Here is a 19,391-nt window from a genome sequence, read left to right on the forward strand (position 1 = left end):
AAAGAGAAAATAGAGTTTTCTGTTTCCGAAAAACCACAATTCAAAGCCAAACTTCATTCGTTTCATAAATGCTCGATTTGCGATTTCAAATTCAGCGCAGTTGGCACATTTGAATTCAATGCTTTTCAGTTTTTCAAGAATAATCCTGTTGTAAAACACCTTAATATTTACAGCAAACCTCATTTTGCATTTTTTAAGGGCTCACTATTTTCCCTTCGAGCCCCGCCTTTTTCACTTTAGTTTTTTTTTGTGTTTCCGATTGTTTTGCAATTCGGCTATCTAATTGTTTTTATGATTTCAAAATCTAAAAACATTCAAAAGCTATTTCATTTATTTTAAGCATTTAATAAACCATATTGATATTGATATTGATATTGATATAGCTTTTTCTACGCAAAAAACTTCCAAATTTTTATCGATTAACGCATTCAGTACTAAATCCTTATTCAGGTTTCTAGTTATTGCTATGCTGTTTTACTAGAGAAAAGATATATGTCGCCTCTCTAAGGCTTTTGTATAGCTCATAAATTCTTTTCTATAAATATTTCGTCCCGCTGGGACTTAGCCAAATGTCGAGTTTTCTACCAGTATTCTGTCCCGCTGGGACTTGAATATTGAAATCACTATATCCTTTTGTAATCCAAATATCCTTTATAAAATGATCAAAATCAAATTAGAAAAAATGAAAACAACAAAACTTATTCTGGTTTCGCTCTTTGCGGCAATGGCTTTTACAAGTCTGCAGCAATGACGATTCAGAAGAAAAACAGGCAATTCCAACTATTGACAAAATCGAGCTTGGTCTTAGCAACAGCGAAACCGCAACTATTGGCGCAGATTTCCATTTTAATGCAGAAGTAACTGCTGCTGATAAAATCGAAAATGTACAAGTGAAAATTCTACAGAAAAGCACCGAAACATACTTAAAAGTCTGGTCACACGAAATTACTTGGACACAATATGCAGGTGCAAAAAACGCCAATGTGCATAAGCATTTTGATATTCCAGAAGATGCTGCAGAAGGCAAATACGACTTCATCATTATCGTAAACGATCAAAACGGAAGCAAGCTAGAAGTGAAGAAAAACTTAACCATTATAAATCAAAAAATATGAAAAAATTAAAGCTTTTAATGGGCATTTTGGCTCTTACTTTTATTTCATCCTGCTCCAGTGACAAAGCAGAAATCGACAGCGAATATCCCGTAATTGATATCACTGGAGCAAATGCTTTTCCGATTCAATGCAGTACAATCGAACGCGGAAAAACCTTCACTTTCAAAGCCACTTTTAATGACAATGTCGCTCTGGGTTCTTACAGTCTTGATATTCATCACAATTTCGATCATCATACACATAGTACAGAAGTAACAACATGTGAAATGGAAGCTGTAAAAAGTCCTGTAAAACCAATGCTTTTCATCAACAATTATACTATTCCAAATGGTGTGAAAACTTACGAAGCAACAGCACAAATCACCATTCCTGCAGATGTTGATCCCGGAGATTATCATTTTATGATCCGTTTGACGGATAAAGAAGGCTGGCAGACGCTAAAAGGTTTAAGTATTAAAATTTTATAAGATCAGATTAATGAAGAATGCCCTATCCATGTATTGGAGATTTTGTTTTTTACTCCTCGGTTTATTAATTACGACGGAAGCCGTTTCTCAGAATAAGCCTTCAGAAAAGAAACCAGAAATCAAGGAACTTGACGAAGTTTTAATCAGCAATAATGCTTGCTCAAAAAAGCAAAAAAGAAGAATCGTTGAATGTTGAAACGGTAAACAATAGTTTTATTCAGCGTAATCTTGGCGGAAGTTTGATGCAGTCTTTGCAGAAATTACCCGGCGTTAAAACTATTTCTATTGGTTCTGGAGGTTCTAAACCGCTTATTCGTGGTTTGAGTTTCAATCAGGTGATTGTGGTGGAGAATGGTTTGAAACACGAAGGTCAGCAATGGGGCGCAGATCACGGTTTGGAAATCGATCAATATGCTGTAAATCGGGTAGAAATTATAAAAGGCCCTTCTTCATTTATCTACGGATCTGATGCTGTGGGCGGCGCGATAAACATTAAACCTTTGCCTCTTCCGTCGCAAAACACTTTTGGCGGAAGCGTTGATCTTACCGGAAAAAGCAACAATGCGCAATTTGGAAGTTCTATTAATTTATTTGGAAGGAACGAAAATTGGTTCTTCGATTCTCGAGTAACCACAATGGATTATGGCGATTATCGCGTTCCAACCGATGTGGTTCATGTGTACAGTTATGCTGTTCCGCTGTACAAAAATCATTTGCGAAATACGGCTGGGAAAGAACTCGATTTTCATTTGAGTTCGGGTTATTCGGGAGAACGTTTTAAATCGGTTTTCTATTTCAGTAATGTGCATACTAAAAGCGGCTTTTTCGCGAATGCGCATGGACTCGAACCTCGAAATGTAGATCTGGAATTACACGACAAATCGAGCCGTGATATTTTGATGCCTTATCAGCAAGTCAATCATCTGAAAGTTAGCAATACTACCTCTTTTCAGTTGGGAAATCATGCTTTTGAAACGCAGATTGGTTTTCAAAATAATTTTAGAAGAGAATATAGCCATTATGTCAATCACGGCTATATGCCTCCAATTTATCCTGAAGATAAGTACGCTCCGCAAGATTTGGAACGTCAATATGATAAGGATGTCTGGTCATTTTCTGTTAAAGATGAATTTAGAATTGATAACCATCAAATTACAGTTGGTTCGAATGTAGTTTTTCAGCAAAATGAAATTGGCGGATGGAGCTTTTTAATTCCTGCGTTCACACAATTTAATGCTGGTTTATTTGCTTACGATAAAATTGAACTGGACGAAAAATGGTTATTAAACGGTGCTGTTCGTTACGATTACGGAAAAATTAAAATGAAATCGTATTACGATTGGTTCCAAAGCCCAGTTTCTGAAAACAATCAAACGGAATTGGAATATTTACAGCGTTCACAAGATCTAACTAAAACTTTTGACAGTTTTACATGGTCGATTGGCGCAAATTATAATCCTGGAAAGCTTTCGCTGAAAGCCAATTTGGGCTCGAGTTTTAGAATGCCAATTGCCAAAGAACTGGCTTCAAACGGCGTCAATTATCATTATTTCCGATTCGAAAAAGGAAATCCGAATTTGGATGCAGAACGTTCGTATCAATTGGATTTAGGAATGGAATGGAAAGCGCAAAACTTCTCTTTTCAACTGACTCCGTTTGTGAACTATTTTCCAAATTTCATTTATCTGAATCCAACCTCAGCGCACGATATTTATTATGGCGCAGGAAATCAGGTTTTTGAATATGAACAAAGCAAAGTCTTTCGTTACGGTGCAGAATTTCAAACAAGATATTATTTCCTGAAATCTTTAAGTGCAGAAATTGGTGCCGAATATCTTTATTCTGAACAAAAATCAGGAAGTAAAAAAGGCTATACACTTCCGTTTTCTCCGCCTCCATCGGTTTTGTTCGGATTGAATTACGAACCACAAATCTCATTTTTAAAAGAACCTTATTTTTCTGTTGATTATCGTTTTACGGCACAGCAAAACAATATTGTTCCTCCAGAGAAAAAAACGGCTGAAAGTCATGTTTTTAATGTGGCTTTTGGCTCAAAAATTAAAACAGGAAAACAGGATATCAGCCTCAATATTCAGATCCAAAATTTATTTAATACAAGATATTTAAATCACACCAGCTTTTACCGACTTATCGAACTTCCAGAAGCGGGACGAAACATTATTGTTTCTATGAAGATTCCGTTTTCGTTTTTGCGATAAGCAAACCATTCAAAACTCAATTATTTACAAATTTTAAATCCTTTATTACAATGAAAAACAAGTTTTACAAACTGCTATTTTTATTTGCTTTATCGCTTTTTGCGGTTTCGTGCAGTAACGATGATGACAACCACGACGATCATGATCATGATCATGACGCTTCAGAAGAACATACATTTGTTCGAGTTTTACTTTCTGACGAAAAAACTACGGAGTTAACACTTTTTGATCCGCATGAAGATAAAACAAGTTCTTTTACGGCAAAATTTGCTAAAGCCTCTTTGTACACAACAGAATCTGGACGTTATGCAGGAATTGTTCACAGAGACAATAATTTTGTAGAAACTTTCGACAGCGGATTGGAATTGCACGGCGATCACATTGATGTTGATGATGTTCCTAAATTTGGAATTTTAGCGACAAGCGCATTAAAACCAACACATTTTAAAAGTAAAATTGGAGAAATCCTAACTTTTAACGACGGAGACGGAACACTTTCTGTTGGTAAAGAAGCAGATGTAAACAAAGCTGGTTCAACTTTCAAAACGATAAATGCAGGTTTATTGGCGCATCACGGTGCAATGGCGACTTTTACAAACGGAACTTATGCAATTACCGTAAAAGATAATTCGGTTACAGGAACGCTTCCTGAAAAAGTAAAAATTATTGACAATACTGGGAAAACACTTTTTGATGCTAAAATTGCGACAAAAGGAATTCACGGAAATGCTTCAGATGGAGTTTATGCTGTTTTTGGTTCGTCAAGCGGAATTTTGGTTGTAGAAAGCAACGGAAACCAAAAACTAATCGACCATCCAGCAGATTTTGGAACAGCTTGGTTTGGAAGTATTTTAGAAACGGCTTCTGCTGGAAAATTCATTGGTTATACGGTTGCAAAAGGCGCTTATTTAATTGATGTTGTAGCTAATACTGTAAAACCAATCATTCAAAACACAACGATTATGCAATGCAAAACGAGTTACGATCGTAAAAAACTGGCTGTTTTATTGCACTCTGGAGAGCTTAAGCTTTATGATATCAGCAGTTTACAAGCCATAAAAGAAACTAAAGCAACTGCAGAAACGGCTACAGATGCGACATTAAAACCTCAAATGGCAGTTACAGACCGTTTTGCTTATATTACTTCGCCAACAACTGGAGAATTGATACAGGTAAATCTTTCTACATTGGCTATCAAAAAGACTAAGGTTTCTAGCACGCCTTATATGATCACGATTTTAGGTTATGAAAACAGTGAAACTCACAGCCACTAATTCATTATTCAAATAAAAACGGAAAAGGTTTGACAATCGTCAAACCTTTTCCTTTACTAATTCAAAGCTATCCAAAAAAAGAATTATTCAATTTGTTGAAAATCAAAGCTTAAATCTCCTGCATTGTAATTTGCCGAAACATTTGTCGGGAAAGTTTGTGCAGTTCCAGAAATCCATCTGTATTCGATAAAGGTGATGTTTCCTGCAATAATAGGATAAGTCACGTTCGAATTATCAGCTTTGTTCTTTTTGTACCAATCATTAGAATTCATGGTTATCATGTATTTTTTATCTTTTTCTAAAGCCAATTCGCTGATTTCTTTAGAAACTTGTACATCTGCTGTTGCAACGTTTAAAGTCTCAGAACGTAATACAGATTTTGCTGTGTAGTCCCAGATCGTTACACGCACCGAAGGATTTGTAGCGGGAAGTTTTAAGGTTATGGCTTTAATTTTTCCTTTTACAGTTGGGGTAAATGCCAGTCCGAATTCATAATCTCCAGAATTAATAAAATTTGTTATCGTCGTGAAACCAGTTGCGGTATAGTAAGCGTCTAACGGATTTTCCGTTTTAAATGTTGGTTTATCTTCTTTATCACTACTGCACGAAACGGTAAAAACAGCGGCAACTAAGACTATTAATATGCTTTTAAAAGTTTTCATAATATTAAATTTGATTTGTTGTTTGGTATTGAAACTATGGCTGAATATTAAAAGCGGCGCAAACTTCTTTGTAACTCATTTTAGAATAATCTTGTTTCGCCATTTTTGATGTTGTAGCGGCAGCTCCTCCAGGAATCAAGATATAACGCCAGTTTAGAGAAGCAGGAAGCGCTACAGTTGTTCCATCATTTGCATGTTTAAATCGGAACAATTTGATGGTTCCAACACTTGCAATCGCAGTAATAGTATTTGTTGATCCTCCAGCTGTTGAAGTATATGGAAGCGTAAAAATATTAGTTCCAGATCCAAAACTTAAATAGACCAATATGGTTCCTTTAGCCATAATGTCTGTTGTAAGTTGCGGCGCAGTAATCGTAGTAGATAAACCTGAAGTTCCATCGATAGTTTCTGGAGTTCCTGCCGGAGCATTAATCCATCCGCTGTAAATTACGTTTGCTGTTCCTGCCGGACCTTGAGCTCCTGTTGCTCCAGGCGCTCCATCAACTCCGTTTGTTCCATTAGTTCCGTTAACTCCATCAGTTCCATCATCGCTGCTGCAAGAAATCATACTTATTAGAAGTAATAAAATTGTAAAAATGGTTTTAAAAGTTTTCATAACATTTTGGTTTTAAAATTTTAATTAAATAGTTCTTTTTTAACTCAATAGCTTTTATTTTTGCATTAATCAAAAAGATCTTTTTTTTAACTTTCTGATTGAATTACAAGACAAAGTTGCCCGATTAGATTATCTTTAAAAACCCTTAATAGACGAACAGCATTTTAAATAGACAGACAACTTATTTGGAGCTGTTTTTTTGCCTTTTTATTGAAAAAAACTGGTTATTGATGAAGAAATACTCTTGTATTATTATTGATGATGATGAAATTGACAGACTAACAGCGGTTTCTTATGTCAAGAAATTTCCTGTTTTGGATATTGCAGGTGTTTTTGAATCGGCTGAAGATGCTGTGCCTTTTTTAGAAAAGGAAAAAGTAGATATCTTGTTTCTAGACATCGATATGCCAGGTTTAAACGGAATTGAATTTAGAAAACAAGCTTTAGACATTCCTGTCTGTGTTTTTATAACAGCACATCCAGAACATGCGGTAGAAAGTTTTCAGATTGAAACTTTGGATTTTATTGTAAAACCTTTGAAGTTGGATCGTTTTACGCAAACCATAAATCGAATTGAAGAATTTATGGAAATAAAACTAAAAGCTTCTCTCTTTGAAGCCAGTATTGGCGGCGATACCATTTATATAAAAGAAGGCCACGAGCAGACTAAAGTTAAGCTTCATGAAATTTTATATCTCGAAGCCTTAAAAGATTACACTTTGGTCGTTACAGCACAAAAAAGGCATTGCGTGCTTTCGAGCATTGGAAATTTATTGAAAGAAGATCATTTTCAGTCATTCGTCCGGATTCATAGAAGTTATGCCGTGCAGAAACAATATGTTCAGAAAATCAATTCTACTGAGATTATTTTGAATAATAATGCTGTAATTCCGATTGGAAGAAGCTACAAAGAGAACTTAAATCTAATTGCATGAAAAATTTTAAGTTCTTGCTATTCGCATTTATTACTTTTAATGCTTTTGCACAGCAAGAACCTAATTTAGCGCGTTACAAATCGGCAGACGAAAAATTAAAAATCTGGCTAAAATATTGCAACGAACTTTTGGATGCCGATGAATACCTTAAACTTATAAATGCTTCTGAAAAAGGAGTTTTACTTGCCCAAAATAAACCCGCTTACCTTTCTAAATTTTATTTTCTGAAAGGTTTTGGATACGAATTCAACAATAATCAGTACAAAGAAGCCACAAGCAATTACGAAATTTCTCTCTCGTATGCTCAAAAAGCAAAACATCTCAAGAGTATTGCTTCAAATTGCATGCGATTGAATTATATGTATTATTCGTTAAACGAAATTAAAAAAAGAGACAATCTTATTCTTTACATCAAAAAAATCATCGATACCACAAAAAACATAAAGACACAGGCAACTCTTAACGGAAGTCTTGGCGAATATTATCTAAGTTATTACGATTATGAGACTTTTATCGGTTATCAATTAACGGCTATAAACTACAAGAAAAAGCTCCCAAAAGATGTTGCCAATATAGAGAATATTGGAATTTCGTATTGCCAAATCGGATCGGCTTATGCCAAGATGAAACAATACAACAAAGCACTCGAATATCTAAATTATGGCAAGCCAAATGTAAAAACGTCTCCTTATGTGAGTGCTTTTTTGTGCAATTATTACTTGCAATGTTTTGTTCCATTAAGAAATCGAGACAGCATTAAGAAATATTACAATCTGATTTACACTTATCCGTCTGCAAAAGATTCTCTGTTTTTAAATCTCAGTTTCGCCAATAGGAGTTTATCTGAATATTATATTAATGAAAGACAGATTAGTAAAGCGTACTCGTATGCTCAAAAAGCCGTTTCGCTTGGAAAAAAATCGGCAGATGATGAAATTTTGATGGAAGCCGAAACCGCAATGGGAAGAGTTTTATATGAAAAAGGAGAATATCAAAAAGCCATTGAAACATTAAAAAAAGCTTCTGTAAATGCTTTAACTTATGATAAGGAATCTTTTGTAACCATAAACAAAAAACTCTCTCAGAGCTATGCTGCGCTTGGCCAATGGAAAGAAGCTTATCATTACAACGAAATTTACAGCAAATACAGCGATGAAGTAATGGAGCAATCTGCCAAACAAAGCATTGCAAACGCAGAAGCACGTTATCAGAACAAAACCAAAATTCAGGAAATTAAAAATCTTTCGACAGAAAATGCCATCAAAAACATTCAGATTCAAGATGCCAAACAACAACGTATTTTCTTGATTTCAGGAATTGCTTTAGTCTGCATTATCGGATTATTATTGTTTAAGCAAAATCAGAGCAGAAAGAAAACTAATCTTAAACTTCAAGTTTTAAATCAGGAATTGGATGAAGCTAATAAAATCAAAGCTAGATTCTTCAGTATTTTAAACCATGATTTGCGAAGTCCGATTTCAAATCTGATTCATTTTCTGCATCTTCAAAAAGAAAATCCAGAATTGATTGATGAAGAAACAGCATCTAGAATGCAACAGAAAATTACAATTGGCGCCGAAAATTTATTGTCTTCTATGGAAGATATTCTACTTTGGAGCAAGGGACAAATGGAGAATTTTAAACCTCAATTTAGACAAACAGAAATTGCTGTTTTATTTGAAGAAACCAAAAATCATTTTTCGAGCATAGAAAACATCGAAATTATATTTGAAAACCCCGAAAACATCATTTTAAAAACTGATGAAAACTATCTAAAAACAATTATTAGAAATCTTACTGGAAATGCAATTAAGGCTTTAGACAAAACGCAAAATGCAAAAATTGTTTGGAAAGCATGGCAGGAAAATCAAAAAAAATATCTTTCTATAACAGATAATGGACCAGGCGGAACGCAAGAAAAATTTAAAGCTTTATATAACGACTCTGAAGTAATCGGAATCAAATCGGGTTTAGGATTGCATTTAATTCGTGATTTAGCAACAGCCATTAACTGCAAAATCGAAGTTTGTTCAAAGCCAAATATTGGAACAACTTTTACAATTATTTTTAAATAAATCTCCCACTAATTTCACAAATTGACACTAATTTAATTAACTCAATTTTTTCTGCCACAGATTAAAGGATTAATTGGATTATAATGTGTGTTAATCATTTTAATCTGTGGCAAAAAAAATAAAATAAAAAAGGTTTGACTTTCGCCAAACCTCTTTTATATAAATTGCAATCTAAGATTACAATAAAGCGTCTAAACTATCTGCGTAAGCTTGTTTCGGAGCTACTCCTACTTGTTTTCCTACTACTTCACCATTTTGAAACACCAAAACGGTTGGTATGTTACGCACACCATATTTTGCGACAAATTCTTGGTTAGCATCTACATCTACTTTACCAACAACTACTTTACCAGCGTACTCTTCGCTTAATTGGTCAATGATTGGACCAACCATTCTACAAGGACCACACCATGCTGCCCAAAAATCTACCATTACTGGTTTATCTGATTTTAAAACTACTTCATCAAAAGTAGCATCTGTTATTGCTAATGCCATAATATATTAAGATTAAAATTAGGTCTGAAATATTAACTTTCAAACTACAGTACAAATTTAAAAATTTAAAATAAATCAAACACCATTACTAAATTAGTTTTCGTTATAAATGTATTATCATTAATTATGAGCTAGATAACTTTAAAATTACAACTTATTTACTTGAAAATCAAACCAATAAAAAGTTAATATTTTTTATAGTATCTTTAATACATTCAAAATTCGGCTACTATGAAAGAAGCTTTATCCAAAACCAAATCCTTTCTGCAATCTGATTCTTTTAAAAAATACGCCAAACGTTTTGGATATTTTATCTTGGGTTTAATTGCCGTTCTTTTGCTTGCCTACGGAGGTTTGTCTATATACTTCAATCGAAATAAAGCCGAAATTATTGCCAAAGTCAATACCAAAATCAACGAAAATATAAATGGCAAATTTCATATTAGAGATTTTCATTATAAGTTTCTAACTGGTTTCCCCAATTTTACATTGGCGCTAAATGATGTCGAAATAAAAGACAATCAATGGCAGAGCCACAAACATACTTTGCTGAGAGCAAAAGAAATCGAAGCGCGTTTGAACATTTTGAGTTTGCTTCATGACGACGAAATCAACATTCATAAAATCTTAATCAACGACGCTGATATCTATATTTATAAAGCCGAAAACGGTTATTCTAACGTCAATATTTTTAAACCCAAAAAGAAGAAAACACAAACCGGTAAAGAAAAACCCGAAACGACAATTGACGAAGTAAACCTCAACGATGTTCATGTTATTATTGACAATCATCTAGGTCATAAATTGTTTGATTTTGATGTGGCGAGTTTAGAATCTAAAGTAAATTATGGCGATGACAACTGGCAGACCAATCTGTATTTGAAAACCAAAATTAATAGTCTTGCCTTTAATACCGTTCACGGAAGTTTTGCTAAGGAAAAAGTTCTCGAAGGCAATTTTGATATTTCGTATGCCGAAGCCAATCAGAAAATAGATATTAAAACCAAAGGACTTAAAATTGGTTCTGACGTTTTTGACATTATCGCTTATTTTAATATCGGAAAAAACAATTCGCTTTTCGGAATCAATATCGGGACGGATATTTTATGGCGAAATGCTTCCAATTTATTATCGGCAAACATAAGCTCGAAACTTAACCAATTCGACATCAAAAAACCGATTAAGGTAAACTGCGACATAAAAGGTGATTTGAATGTTGAAGGGGATCCGAAAATTGTGGTGCAGGCAGTCATTCGTGATAACGAAGTGAGTATTCCAGACGGTTTGTTTACCAATTGCAGTTTCAAAGGAATTTTTACTAACACTTTTAAACCCGAAAAAGAATCCAGCGATCCGAACTCGGCTATTATTTTAACCAATTTTAAAGCTGAGTATGAAAGTATTCCGTTAAAAATTGCGCAAGCCGTAATTAACAATCTCGAAAAACCAATTGCCACAGGAGTTGTAAATTCTGATTTTGATATTTCGAAACTCAACGGAATGATGAACGAAAAAATGCTCCATTTTGAAAGCGGTCATGCCAAAGCCAATTTGAAATTTCAGTTTGATATTGTCGATTTGTACATCAATAAACCCAAATTTACAGGCGATGTTGATATTACTGATGCTACATTCGATTATATTCCGAAAAAGATTCATGCCGAAAAAACGGCTGTACAATTGTCTTTTACACAAGAAGCCCTTTACATAAAAAAAATTGCCTATAAACACAAAAAGAACATTATCCGCATTGACGGAAAAATCGATAATTTCTTGAATCTTTATTACGACGCTCCCGAAAAAATGGTGGTAAACTGGAATATTTATTGTCCGAATATTGATGTGAAACAGTTTATAGGCGTTTTAGAAAATTCTCCAAAACAAAAAGTGGCAGAGAAAAAACCAGTCAAAAAGAATGTCAATTTTACGAATCAGTTACGATCTGTAATAGAAAAATGTGCCGCTGTAATTAATCTCAAAGCCGATAAAATCACTTACGGATCACTTACGGCAACCAATACTCTGGCTACAATCCAGATGCTAGATTCGAAGATTTTACTTAAAAACGGAACATTGCAGACTTCTGGCGGAAGCATAACGTTTAGCGGTTCTGTACAGCCAAGTGGCAACCAATATGTTTTCACATCAAATGCGCAGGTAAACCGAGTTGATATTGCGAGCTTTTTAAGGTCTTTTAATAATTTCGGAATCAAATCTTTTAGTCCAAAAAACATTCGCGGGCGATTAAGCGACAATGCCAATGTTGCCGGTTTGATGAGCAGTAAAGGCGATCTGATTGTCAATTCGATGAAAGGAAAACTAGATTTTAATGTCAATCAAGGTGCATTACTCAATTTTGAACCGATTATGAAAGTCGGAAAATTTGCTTTTCCGTTTCGCGATGTCGAGAATATTACTTTCAGCGATTTGTCTGGTTCGCTTAATCTGCGCGGAGAACAAGTCGATGTCAATAAACTTACCATAAGTTCCAGCGTCTTAAACTTTGATGTTGTCGGAATTTACTCTTTTGGCCGAGGCACCAATCTCGCCCTCACCATTCCGCTAAGAAACTCTAAAAACGACGCCAAACTCGCCACCAAAGAAGAACGAAAAGCCGTTCGAGAACGCGGTATTGTCCTGCATTTGATTGCTTATGATAATGAAGGAAAAATGAAGGTTAAGTGGGGGAAGAAGGATAAGGGGTAAAGAAATAATTACTACTTATCAAATCCAGTTTGTGGAAAACATAATTCCAAATTTTAGATTATTATTCATAAATTGCACCACTAATTTTAGCGCAAAATGACGGGAGAAGAAAAGATCAACATTGACGAATTTGATGGTAAAAAATTTAAAAATCGCTTTGTAGAAGAAGACGATAATAGAAAAGCCGTTGTTACACATTATCTGCACAATTATCACAATGGCGTTAAAGATCATTTTGAAGAAGAAGTCTGCTCAATACATAAAACAAATTGTTGAATATAAAAATGAAGAAGAAAAACTAAATATAGTTTCTGATTCTGCATTACAACAATTGCTTTTTGAAGTAGAAGATGTTCCGTTTCCTACTCCCGAAAATTATACTTTTAAATTTATCGACCTTTTTGCAGGAATTGGTGGTTTTAGAATTGCATTGCAGAATTTAGGTGGTAAATGTGTTTTTACTTCTGAATGGGATGAAAATGCAAAAAAAACTTATAAAGCAAATTTTGGAGAAACTCCTTTTGGAGACATAACAAAAGAAAGAACAAAGAACTACATACCAAAAGGTTTTGATATTTTATGCGCAGGATTTCCTTGCCAAGCCTTTTCAATTGCAGGAAAAAGAGGCGGATTTGAAGATACGCGAGGAACATTATTTTTTGATGTTGCCAAAATTATAAGAGACAAACAACCAAAAGCAATTTTCTTAGAAAACGTAAAAGGATTGAAAAGTCATGATAAAGGAAAAACTTTAGAAACAATTTTAAATGTTCTAAGAAATGATTTGGGATATTACGTACCTGATCCTGAAATTATGAACGCTAAAGAATTTGGCGTTCCTCAAAACAGAGAGCGTATTTATATTGTTGGTTTTAGAGGTGACTTAGGAATAAATTCATTTGAATATCCAGAAACTTTAGATGAGAAAGTTACATTCAAAGATGTAAAAGAGAAAGATGTTGTACCTACAAAATATTATTTATCATCTCAATATCTTCAAACTTTAAAAAATCATAAAGAAAGACACGCTAACAAAGGAAATGGATTTGGATATCAAATCATTAAAGATGACGAAATATCAAATTCTATTTTAGTTGGAGGAATGGGAAGAGAAAGAAATTTAGTCTTAGATTATAGAATCACAGATTATACACCTTCAACACATATTAAAGGAGAAGTAAATCGTGAAGGAATTAGAAAAATGACTCCTCGTGAATGGGCAAGATTACAAGGATTTCCTGATCATTTTGTGATTCCAGTTGCAGATGCATCTGCATATAAACAATTTGGAAATTCTGTTGCTATTCCTGCAATTCAAGCAACAGCTGAGAAAATAATTAATCTTATAAAAGATAAATTATGATCAAAGGAAATAAGGGAGAATGGAGTGAATTATATGTTTTGACCAAACTACTTGCTGACGGCAAATTATTTCAGTCTGACTTGAATTTAAACAAAGACGAAAATAATTATTACGAAATCACAAAAGTTTACAAAGAAGAGTCTACTTCTATGTTAGAATTCGATAGAGATACTGAAGTCAATCTTTATCAAATAACTAACAATAAAAGAACCTTCTTAAAGAAATTAACTGTAGATTATTTTACTAATAATTGCCCCGTCATTTTGAATGGTATCATCCAAGGAAAAGGCAAAAGTTTTTCAATCGAGTCTTCAAATGATTTTTTAAATGAAATTGAAGTAAATAAATTAACTGCTTTATCTACAAGCAAATCAGATATAAAGCTAAGAATTTATGATTATCGATTAGCTAAAGAAACTGATTTAGGATTTAGCATAAAATCATTGCTTGGCGAAGACTCAACCTTATTTAATACTGGTGTCGGTAACAATTTTATTTTTGAAATAGAAAATAATTTAGGGATATCTTTAGACGATTTCAACGGTCAAACCTATAAACCATTAGGCCGGATTTCTAAAATTACGGCGAGATTAAAAAAGATAATCGATTCAGGACTAGAAATAAAATTTAAAGAAATCCAGTCAAAGCAACTTTGGAGAAATTTAAAAATGATCGATGGTGATTTGCCTGAAATTCTAGCATATGCTTTATTTTACAGATGGATCAACAGAGATTCTTCATTGACAAATGTAGCAAATATGCTAGAAATGAATGATCCATTAAATTTTTACGACGGAGAAAAATCAAATCAAAAACTTTACGAATATAAGCTTAAAAGATTTTTAGCAGAATGCGCTATGGGAATGACGTCAGAAACTCCTTGGCATGGCGTTTATGATGCAACTGGTGGCGTGATAATTCCTAAAAAAGACGGAGATATTGTTTGTTTTCACATTTATGATTTTAATCTATTTAGAGAATACCTCATAAAAAACACTATTTTCGAGCAACCATCAACTGGAGAAGATGAAAAAAAACCAGGTTATCCTAGAACCAGAAAAGGGACGAAAAAGTATTATTACGGCTGGTTATATGAAGAAACTGATAAATTATACTTTAAAATAAATTTACAGATAAGATTTAAATAAGAACATTTAATTGCTGAAAGCTTTATGTTTTATAAATATAAAAAGCCACTTTCCCAAGTGGCTTTTTCTCATTTCTTACTCAATCACCAAATAAGGATCAAGAATTTCGGCTAATTCATTTAGCCAAAAGAAACCATCTTCAATATTTACGGTTTCGGTTTTCATAAATCCATCTTCTCGTATTGCATTTAACGCAATTAGGAAATTGACTTGCCTAATGGTTTTTGCCATACTTTTGGAATCAATTGAATTGTTAAAGAATTCGGTTAACCTCAATTCGGTTTCTTTGGAAAGGGTGTTGGTACTCATAATTTTGAAGTTTAGGGAAAATAAAACCCGCACGGGTTAGCTGTCCTACGCCTTCAAATACGCGTTGCAGTTGTTTCCAATACCGCCAGCATTCCGCACGGGCAAAAAGTTTTTTTGTGTTCATTATTTGAAGTTTTAGGAACTCCAAATATATAAAAAAACAAAATAAATTGTAAGTTTTTTCTTTATTTTAAAAATAAAATACTCTAAGTATATTTTCTCCAAATCGAAATTACAAAATTGAAAAATAAATCAATTTAAAATTTCATAATATTTCCTTAACCTACTTGTCTTTTATCTTTAAAATCGATAAGTTTGAGAATGAATCATTAAATTTTATTTGTTATGAAAGTACAAATCAACACCGACAAAAACATTGAAGGAAGTGCAAGATTAGAAAGTTATTTTTCTGGAGAAGTAGAAAAAAGCTTAGACCGTTTTCAAGATAAAATTACTCGCGTAGAAATTCATTTTGGAGATGAAAATGGAGAAAAATTCAGCTTGCATGACAAAAAGTGTGTGATTGAAGTTCGTCCTGTAAAACTACAGCCTATTACGGTTACAGAACACGCAGACACTCTAGAAAAAGCCTTTAGCGGTGCATTGGCCAAAGCTAAAAAAACATTGACTTCTACTTTCGAAAAAATAAAAGCACATTAATCTGTGTTCCTTTCTATAAAAAAAAGACGTTTCAGCTGAAACGTCTTTTTTGTTTTATATTATTCTGAGAATCTTATTATTCTTTCGGTAAAGGAGCTCCAACTGCAACATCGCAACGATGCCCTGGTTTTCCGTGCGGCGGATTCATTCCTTCTGCTACTGTAGCTTCTCCACCATCTGTACTCAACAATGCTGGAACTGCATTTGGCTGAGGGCTTACAGTAAAGTTTTGTGTAACTGTTCCTGTTTGTGCTGTAGTTGACGATGCTGTATTTTTTGCAACAGGCGAATTTAATGGTGATCCTACCGGAATATCACATCTATGCCCTGGCTGTCCATGAGGCGGATTCATTCCTTTTGCTACTTTAACTGGTGTTGTCGTAGTGGTAGTTACAACTTGAGGCTGACTTACCTGTACAGTTTGTCCTGCTTGTGCTGTAACCTGTCCTTGTTGTGGTGGTGCAGAATTTAAAGGTGCTCCAACTGCAATATCGCAGCGGTGCCCGGCTGTCCGTGAGCAGGATTAATTCCTTTTGTATCACTTAAAACCGTATTTGGGTTTGTTGCAGGAGTTTGTGCTACTGGCGCAGCAGGTTTTGTTGTATCTTTTGCAAGTCCTAATCTTACTAATTCTGAGGTTGCTGTACTTTCTTGCGGTTCTAATTCCTTTTTACAAGAAACAAAAAGTAAAGAAGTAACAGCTATTGAGCTTAGAAGTATTTTTGCCTTCATGACTGGGGTATTTTTATTGAAAATCAAATATAGTGGTTTTTGAGATATTACACCATATAAGTAATGTAAGATAATTTAAGCTTTACTTTAGGATTGCTATTGCAATGACTTTTTTGTTTCACGCAGATTTGGCAGATTTAAGCAGATTTTTTTTTAGAAATTAATCTGTGTTTATCTTCTCGAATCTTTTAAAATCTGCGTGAAACCAGAATTATAAAAACTTCCATTTCCTTATATCACTTATATGGTTCAAAAAAAATTATACCTTTAAACTCAAATAACATATCTCATGAAAAAAATACTTTTACTTCTTTTATTTGTTGCCTCTTTTACAAATGCACAAACAGACAAAATCAAAATCAATAACACATTAGATGCTTGGCATAAAGCAGCTGCCGAAGTAAAATTTGATGCTTACTTTAATACATTGGCAGATGATGCAATTTACATCGGAACGGATGCAACCGAAAATTGGACCAAAAAAGAATTTGCTGTCTGGGCAAAACCATTTTTCGATAAAGGAACGACTTGGAATTTTAAAGCATTAGAACGTCATATCTTTTTTGATAAATCAGGAAAAATAGCTTGGTTTGATGAATTATTAGATACGCAAATGAAAATCTGTCGCGGTTCTGGAGTTTTAATCAAAGTGGGGAACGAATGGAAAATTCAACATTATGTTCTATCGATGACTGTTCCAAATGACGAAGTTGATGCCGTAACCAAAATAAAAGCGCCAATTGAAGACGCTTTGATTGCAAAACTTCAGAAAAAATAAAACATTTTACGGTTTTCTTATTATAAACGTAACTTTTTGAGCACTTTAGAAGCACTGTTAGCAGATTATTTTTAATTAATTCGGCAAAAACAGTGCTTTTTTGTAACTTTAGAATAAGATACTGTCAAAAAAACGAGCGGTATTTTACAAAATTCATCAAAATAAAACCCATACCTCTATTTTAACAGCCTTAAAAACAAGAATCTTTATTTTTTTCTAACTTTGACCCCAAAAAAATAGGGTTAAACAAAGTATTTTAAAAATGAAAATAGAAAAACGCTGGATTATCTCCTTTATCATGATAAGCGTCGTATGTACGATAGGGGCATTTTGGCCAACAGTTACAGAAAATAATTATGTTTTATCAGAATTTGGAACTACAGATCACATTGTTCCTGCCGATGTTGCCTGGATGCTTACTTCGAGCTGTCTAGTTTTAATTATGACACCAGGATTATCTTTCTTTTATGGCGGAATGGTTGGAAAGAAAAACGTGATTTCGACCATGCTTCAAAGTTTTATCTGTTTGGGTGTCGTTACGCTTTTATGGGTTGTTGTGGCATTTAGCTTGGCATTTGGCGAACCGGTTGGTTTTGGTTCTGGAGATCATTTTTATAGCTTTTTCGGCAATCCGACTACTTTTGCTTTTATGGATTATGTTGGCGTTCTGCCTCATAAACAATTGGCCAGTACGATTCCGTTTATGCTTTTTGCTTTGTTTCAGATGAAATTTGCCATCATTTGTCCTGCAATTATCACAGGTTCATTTGCAGAACGCGTTCGTTTTATCTCTTATTTAGTTTTCATTAGTTTATTTACCATTTTTATATACGCTCCTTTATGTCATGCCGTTTGGTACCCGACGGGTATTTTAGGAAGTTATTTCGGTGTTAAAGATTTTGCAGGAGGAACTGTAGTACATATGAGTTCAGGCTTTGTCGCTTTGGCTGGAGTTATTGTTTTAGGAAAAGAAAAAACAGCCAGCATATTCCAACCAATATTCCATTTGTATTATTAGGAACAGGAATGCTTTGGTTTGGCTGGTTCGGATTCAACGCTGGATCTGCTCTTGCTGCCAACGGAACTGCTGCGATGGCTTTTGCAACCACTACAACTTCGTCTGCTGCAGCCATGTTAACTTGGATTTTCTTTGATAGAATGAACGGAAGAAAAGTTTCTGCCCTTGGCGCTTGTATTGGGGCTGTAGTTGGTCTTGTTGCCATTACGCCTGCTGCAGGATTTGTTTCTGTACCAGAAAGTATGTTTTTCGGTTTCATTACAGCGTTGGTTTCTAACACAGCTGTAAATTGTAAATATTCTAAAAAATTCGATGATACACTTGACGTTTTTGCTTGTCACGGTGTCGGCGGAATTATGGGAATGATCTTAACTGCTATTTTCGCTCACGGCGAAGATGCAAGTTTACTACACGGCGGATGGAATGTTTTCGGACATCACATGATGGCGTTGGTTCTAGTTTCAATCTTTACTTTCTTTGGAGCTTATTTCTTGTTTAAAGTAACCAATTTCATTATTCCGTTAAGAGTTTCGGAAGAATCAGAACACATCGGATTGGATTTATCACAACACGATGAATCTCTTGACCCAAAAGCACAACCAATTACTGAACCACATTACGGTTAAAAAATATTTTTTTCAGCCACGAATTACACGAATTTTCACTAATTTTTTTTCTGCATTGCAGTTAAATTGATTCGTGCAAATTCGTGTAATTCGTGGCAAAAAACAAAATATACTTCACATGAATTCTTAGCAGAAAACTTTTTAAACCTAATTACGCTATTTTCATTCGTTTATATTCCTTAATTTTGCCGAA

At 34.1% G+C, this 19,391-nt stretch carries 18 protein-coding genes and 1 pseudogene; 13 read left to right on the top strand and 6 right to left on the bottom strand.

Annotation, left to right across the window (positions count from 1 at the left end; all coding sequences use genetic code 11):
- The first annotated feature begins 716 nt into the window (after positions 1-716).
- The 4 genes from P5P87_RS14785 to P5P87_RS14800 all read left to right on the top strand — a co-directional run bounded on the left by P5P87_RS14785 (position 717) and on the right by P5P87_RS14800 (position 5,075).
- A complete protein-coding gene (locus P5P87_RS14785; protein ID WP_278019765.1) occupies positions 717-1,115 on the top strand; it encodes a DUF4625 domain-containing protein in 399 nt (132 codons plus the stop codon).
- Positions 1,112-1,582, top strand: a complete 471-nt coding sequence (locus tag P5P87_RS14790) for a DUF4625 domain-containing protein (protein WP_278019766.1) — start codon at positions 1,112-1,114, stop codon at positions 1,580-1,582. The genes P5P87_RS14785 and P5P87_RS14790 overlap by 4 nt, the downstream gene beginning before the upstream one ends.
- A 152-nt stretch (positions 1,583-1,734) precedes the next feature.
- Positions 1,735-3,801, top strand: coding sequence for a TonB-dependent receptor (locus P5P87_RS14795; RefSeq protein ID WP_278019767.1), 2,067 nt, complete (start codon positions 1,735-1,737; stop codon positions 3,799-3,801).
- Positions 3,802-3,851: 50 nt separating this feature from the next.
- Positions 3,852-5,075 (top strand): hypothetical protein, encoded by a 1,224-nt coding sequence (locus P5P87_RS14800; RefSeq protein ID WP_278019768.1) that lies wholly within the window; start codon positions 3,852-3,854, stop codon positions 5,073-5,075.
- A gap of 83 nt (positions 5,076-5,158) precedes the next feature.
- Here the strand turns inward: P5P87_RS14800 and P5P87_RS14805 are convergent, their stop codons facing one another.
- Both P5P87_RS14805 and P5P87_RS14810 read right to left on the bottom strand, forming a co-directional pair.
- The gene (locus P5P87_RS14805; RefSeq protein WP_278019769.1) at positions 5,159-5,737 is read right to left on the bottom strand and encodes a hypothetical protein; all 579 of its coding nucleotides are present in this window, start codon (positions 5,735-5,737) and stop codon (positions 5,159-5,161) included.
- Between the two features lie 34 nt (positions 5,738-5,771).
- Entirely contained in the window at positions 5,772-6,353 is a 582-nt protein-coding gene (locus tag P5P87_RS14810; RefSeq protein ID WP_198854784.1) for a hypothetical protein, read from the bottom strand.
- 230 nt (positions 6,354-6,583) lie between these two features.
- Between P5P87_RS14810 and P5P87_RS14815 the strand changes: the two genes are divergently transcribed.
- Complete coding sequence (locus P5P87_RS14815; protein WP_233074016.1) at positions 6,584-7,288, top strand: LytR/AlgR family response regulator transcription factor; 705 nt, start codon at positions 6,584-6,586, stop codon at positions 7,286-7,288.
- Positions 7,285-9,363 carry a tetratricopeptide repeat-containing sensor histidine kinase gene (locus tag P5P87_RS14820; protein WP_278019770.1) on the top strand — a complete coding sequence of 693 codons (2,079 nt, stop codon included), beginning with the start codon at positions 7,285-7,287 and terminating at the stop codon, positions 9,361-9,363. The genes P5P87_RS14815 and P5P87_RS14820 overlap by 4 nt, the downstream gene beginning before the upstream one ends.
- Before the next feature lie 177 nt (positions 9,364-9,540).
- Here the strand turns inward: P5P87_RS14820 and trxA are convergent, their stop codons facing one another.
- The gene (gene trxA / locus P5P87_RS14825; protein ID WP_278019771.1) at positions 9,541-9,858 is read right to left on the bottom strand and encodes a thioredoxin; all 318 of its coding nucleotides are present in this window, start codon (positions 9,856-9,858) and stop codon (positions 9,541-9,543) included.
- Positions 9,859-10,089: 231 nt separating this feature from the next.
- Between trxA and P5P87_RS14830 the strand changes: the two genes are divergently transcribed.
- From P5P87_RS14830 to P5P87_RS14845, 4 genes are all read left to right on the top strand, one after another.
- Entirely contained in the window at positions 10,090-12,564 is a 2,475-nt protein-coding gene (locus P5P87_RS14830; protein ID WP_278019772.1) for an AsmA family protein, read from the top strand.
- 96 nt (positions 12,565-12,660) lie between these two features.
- On the top strand, positions 12,661-12,840 hold the full coding sequence (locus P5P87_RS14835) for a hypothetical protein (RefSeq protein ID WP_278019773.1): 180 nt from the start codon (positions 12,661-12,663) through the stop codon (positions 12,838-12,840).
- Positions 12,800-13,927: a DNA cytosine methyltransferase gene (locus tag P5P87_RS14840; protein WP_278019774.1), complete on the top strand. Its 1,128-nt coding sequence runs from the start codon at positions 12,800-12,802 to the stop codon at positions 13,925-13,927. The genes P5P87_RS14835 and P5P87_RS14840 overlap by 41 nt, the downstream gene beginning before the upstream one ends.
- Positions 13,924-15,075, top strand: coding sequence for an HpaII family restriction endonuclease (locus tag P5P87_RS14845; protein WP_278019775.1), 1,152 nt, complete (start codon positions 13,924-13,926; stop codon positions 15,073-15,075). Before P5P87_RS14840 ends, P5P87_RS14845 begins: the two co-directional genes overlap by 4 nt.
- Before the next feature lie 75 nt (positions 15,076-15,150).
- Here P5P87_RS14845 and P5P87_RS14850 read toward each other — a convergent pair whose 3' ends face one another.
- The gene (locus P5P87_RS14850) at positions 15,151-15,384 is read right to left on the bottom strand and encodes a hypothetical protein (protein WP_008466285.1); all 234 of its coding nucleotides are present in this window, start codon (positions 15,382-15,384) and stop codon (positions 15,151-15,153) included.
- Positions 15,385-15,729: 345 nt separating this feature from the next.
- On the opposite strand from P5P87_RS14850, the gene P5P87_RS14855 reads away from it, so the two are divergent.
- Positions 15,730-16,044, top strand: coding sequence for an HPF/RaiA family ribosome-associated protein (locus P5P87_RS14855; RefSeq protein WP_111286077.1), 315 nt, complete (start codon positions 15,730-15,732; stop codon positions 16,042-16,044).
- A 76-nt stretch (positions 16,045-16,120) separates the two neighbouring features.
- Here P5P87_RS14855 and P5P87_RS14860 read toward each other — a convergent pair whose 3' ends face one another.
- Positions 16,121-16,396, bottom strand: a complete 276-nt coding sequence (locus tag P5P87_RS14860; RefSeq protein WP_278019776.1) for a hypothetical protein — start codon at positions 16,394-16,396, stop codon at positions 16,121-16,123.
- Positions 16,397-16,512: 116 nt separating this feature from the next.
- Positions 16,513-16,776 (bottom strand): hypothetical protein, encoded by a 264-nt coding sequence (locus P5P87_RS14865; protein ID WP_278019777.1) that lies wholly within the window; start codon positions 16,774-16,776, stop codon positions 16,513-16,515.
- A gap of 289 nt (positions 16,777-17,065) precedes the next feature.
- Between P5P87_RS14865 and P5P87_RS14870 the strand changes: the two genes are divergently transcribed.
- Together P5P87_RS14870 and P5P87_RS14875 are read left to right on the top strand one after the other, a co-directional pair.
- On the top strand, positions 17,066-17,554 hold the full coding sequence (locus tag P5P87_RS14870) for a nuclear transport factor 2 family protein (protein WP_278019778.1): 489 nt from the start codon (positions 17,066-17,068) through the stop codon (positions 17,552-17,554).
- A gap of 262 nt (positions 17,555-17,816) precedes the next feature.
- Positions 17,817-19,198: pseudogene (locus P5P87_RS14875) on the top strand (ammonium transporter).
- Positions 19,199-19,391 lie beyond the last annotated feature (193 nt).

It is taken from the genome of Flavobacterium ginsengisoli (assembly GCF_029625315.1).
GTDB classification, from domain to species: domain Bacteria; phylum Bacteroidota; class Bacteroidia; order Flavobacteriales; family Flavobacteriaceae; genus Flavobacterium; species Flavobacterium ginsengisoli.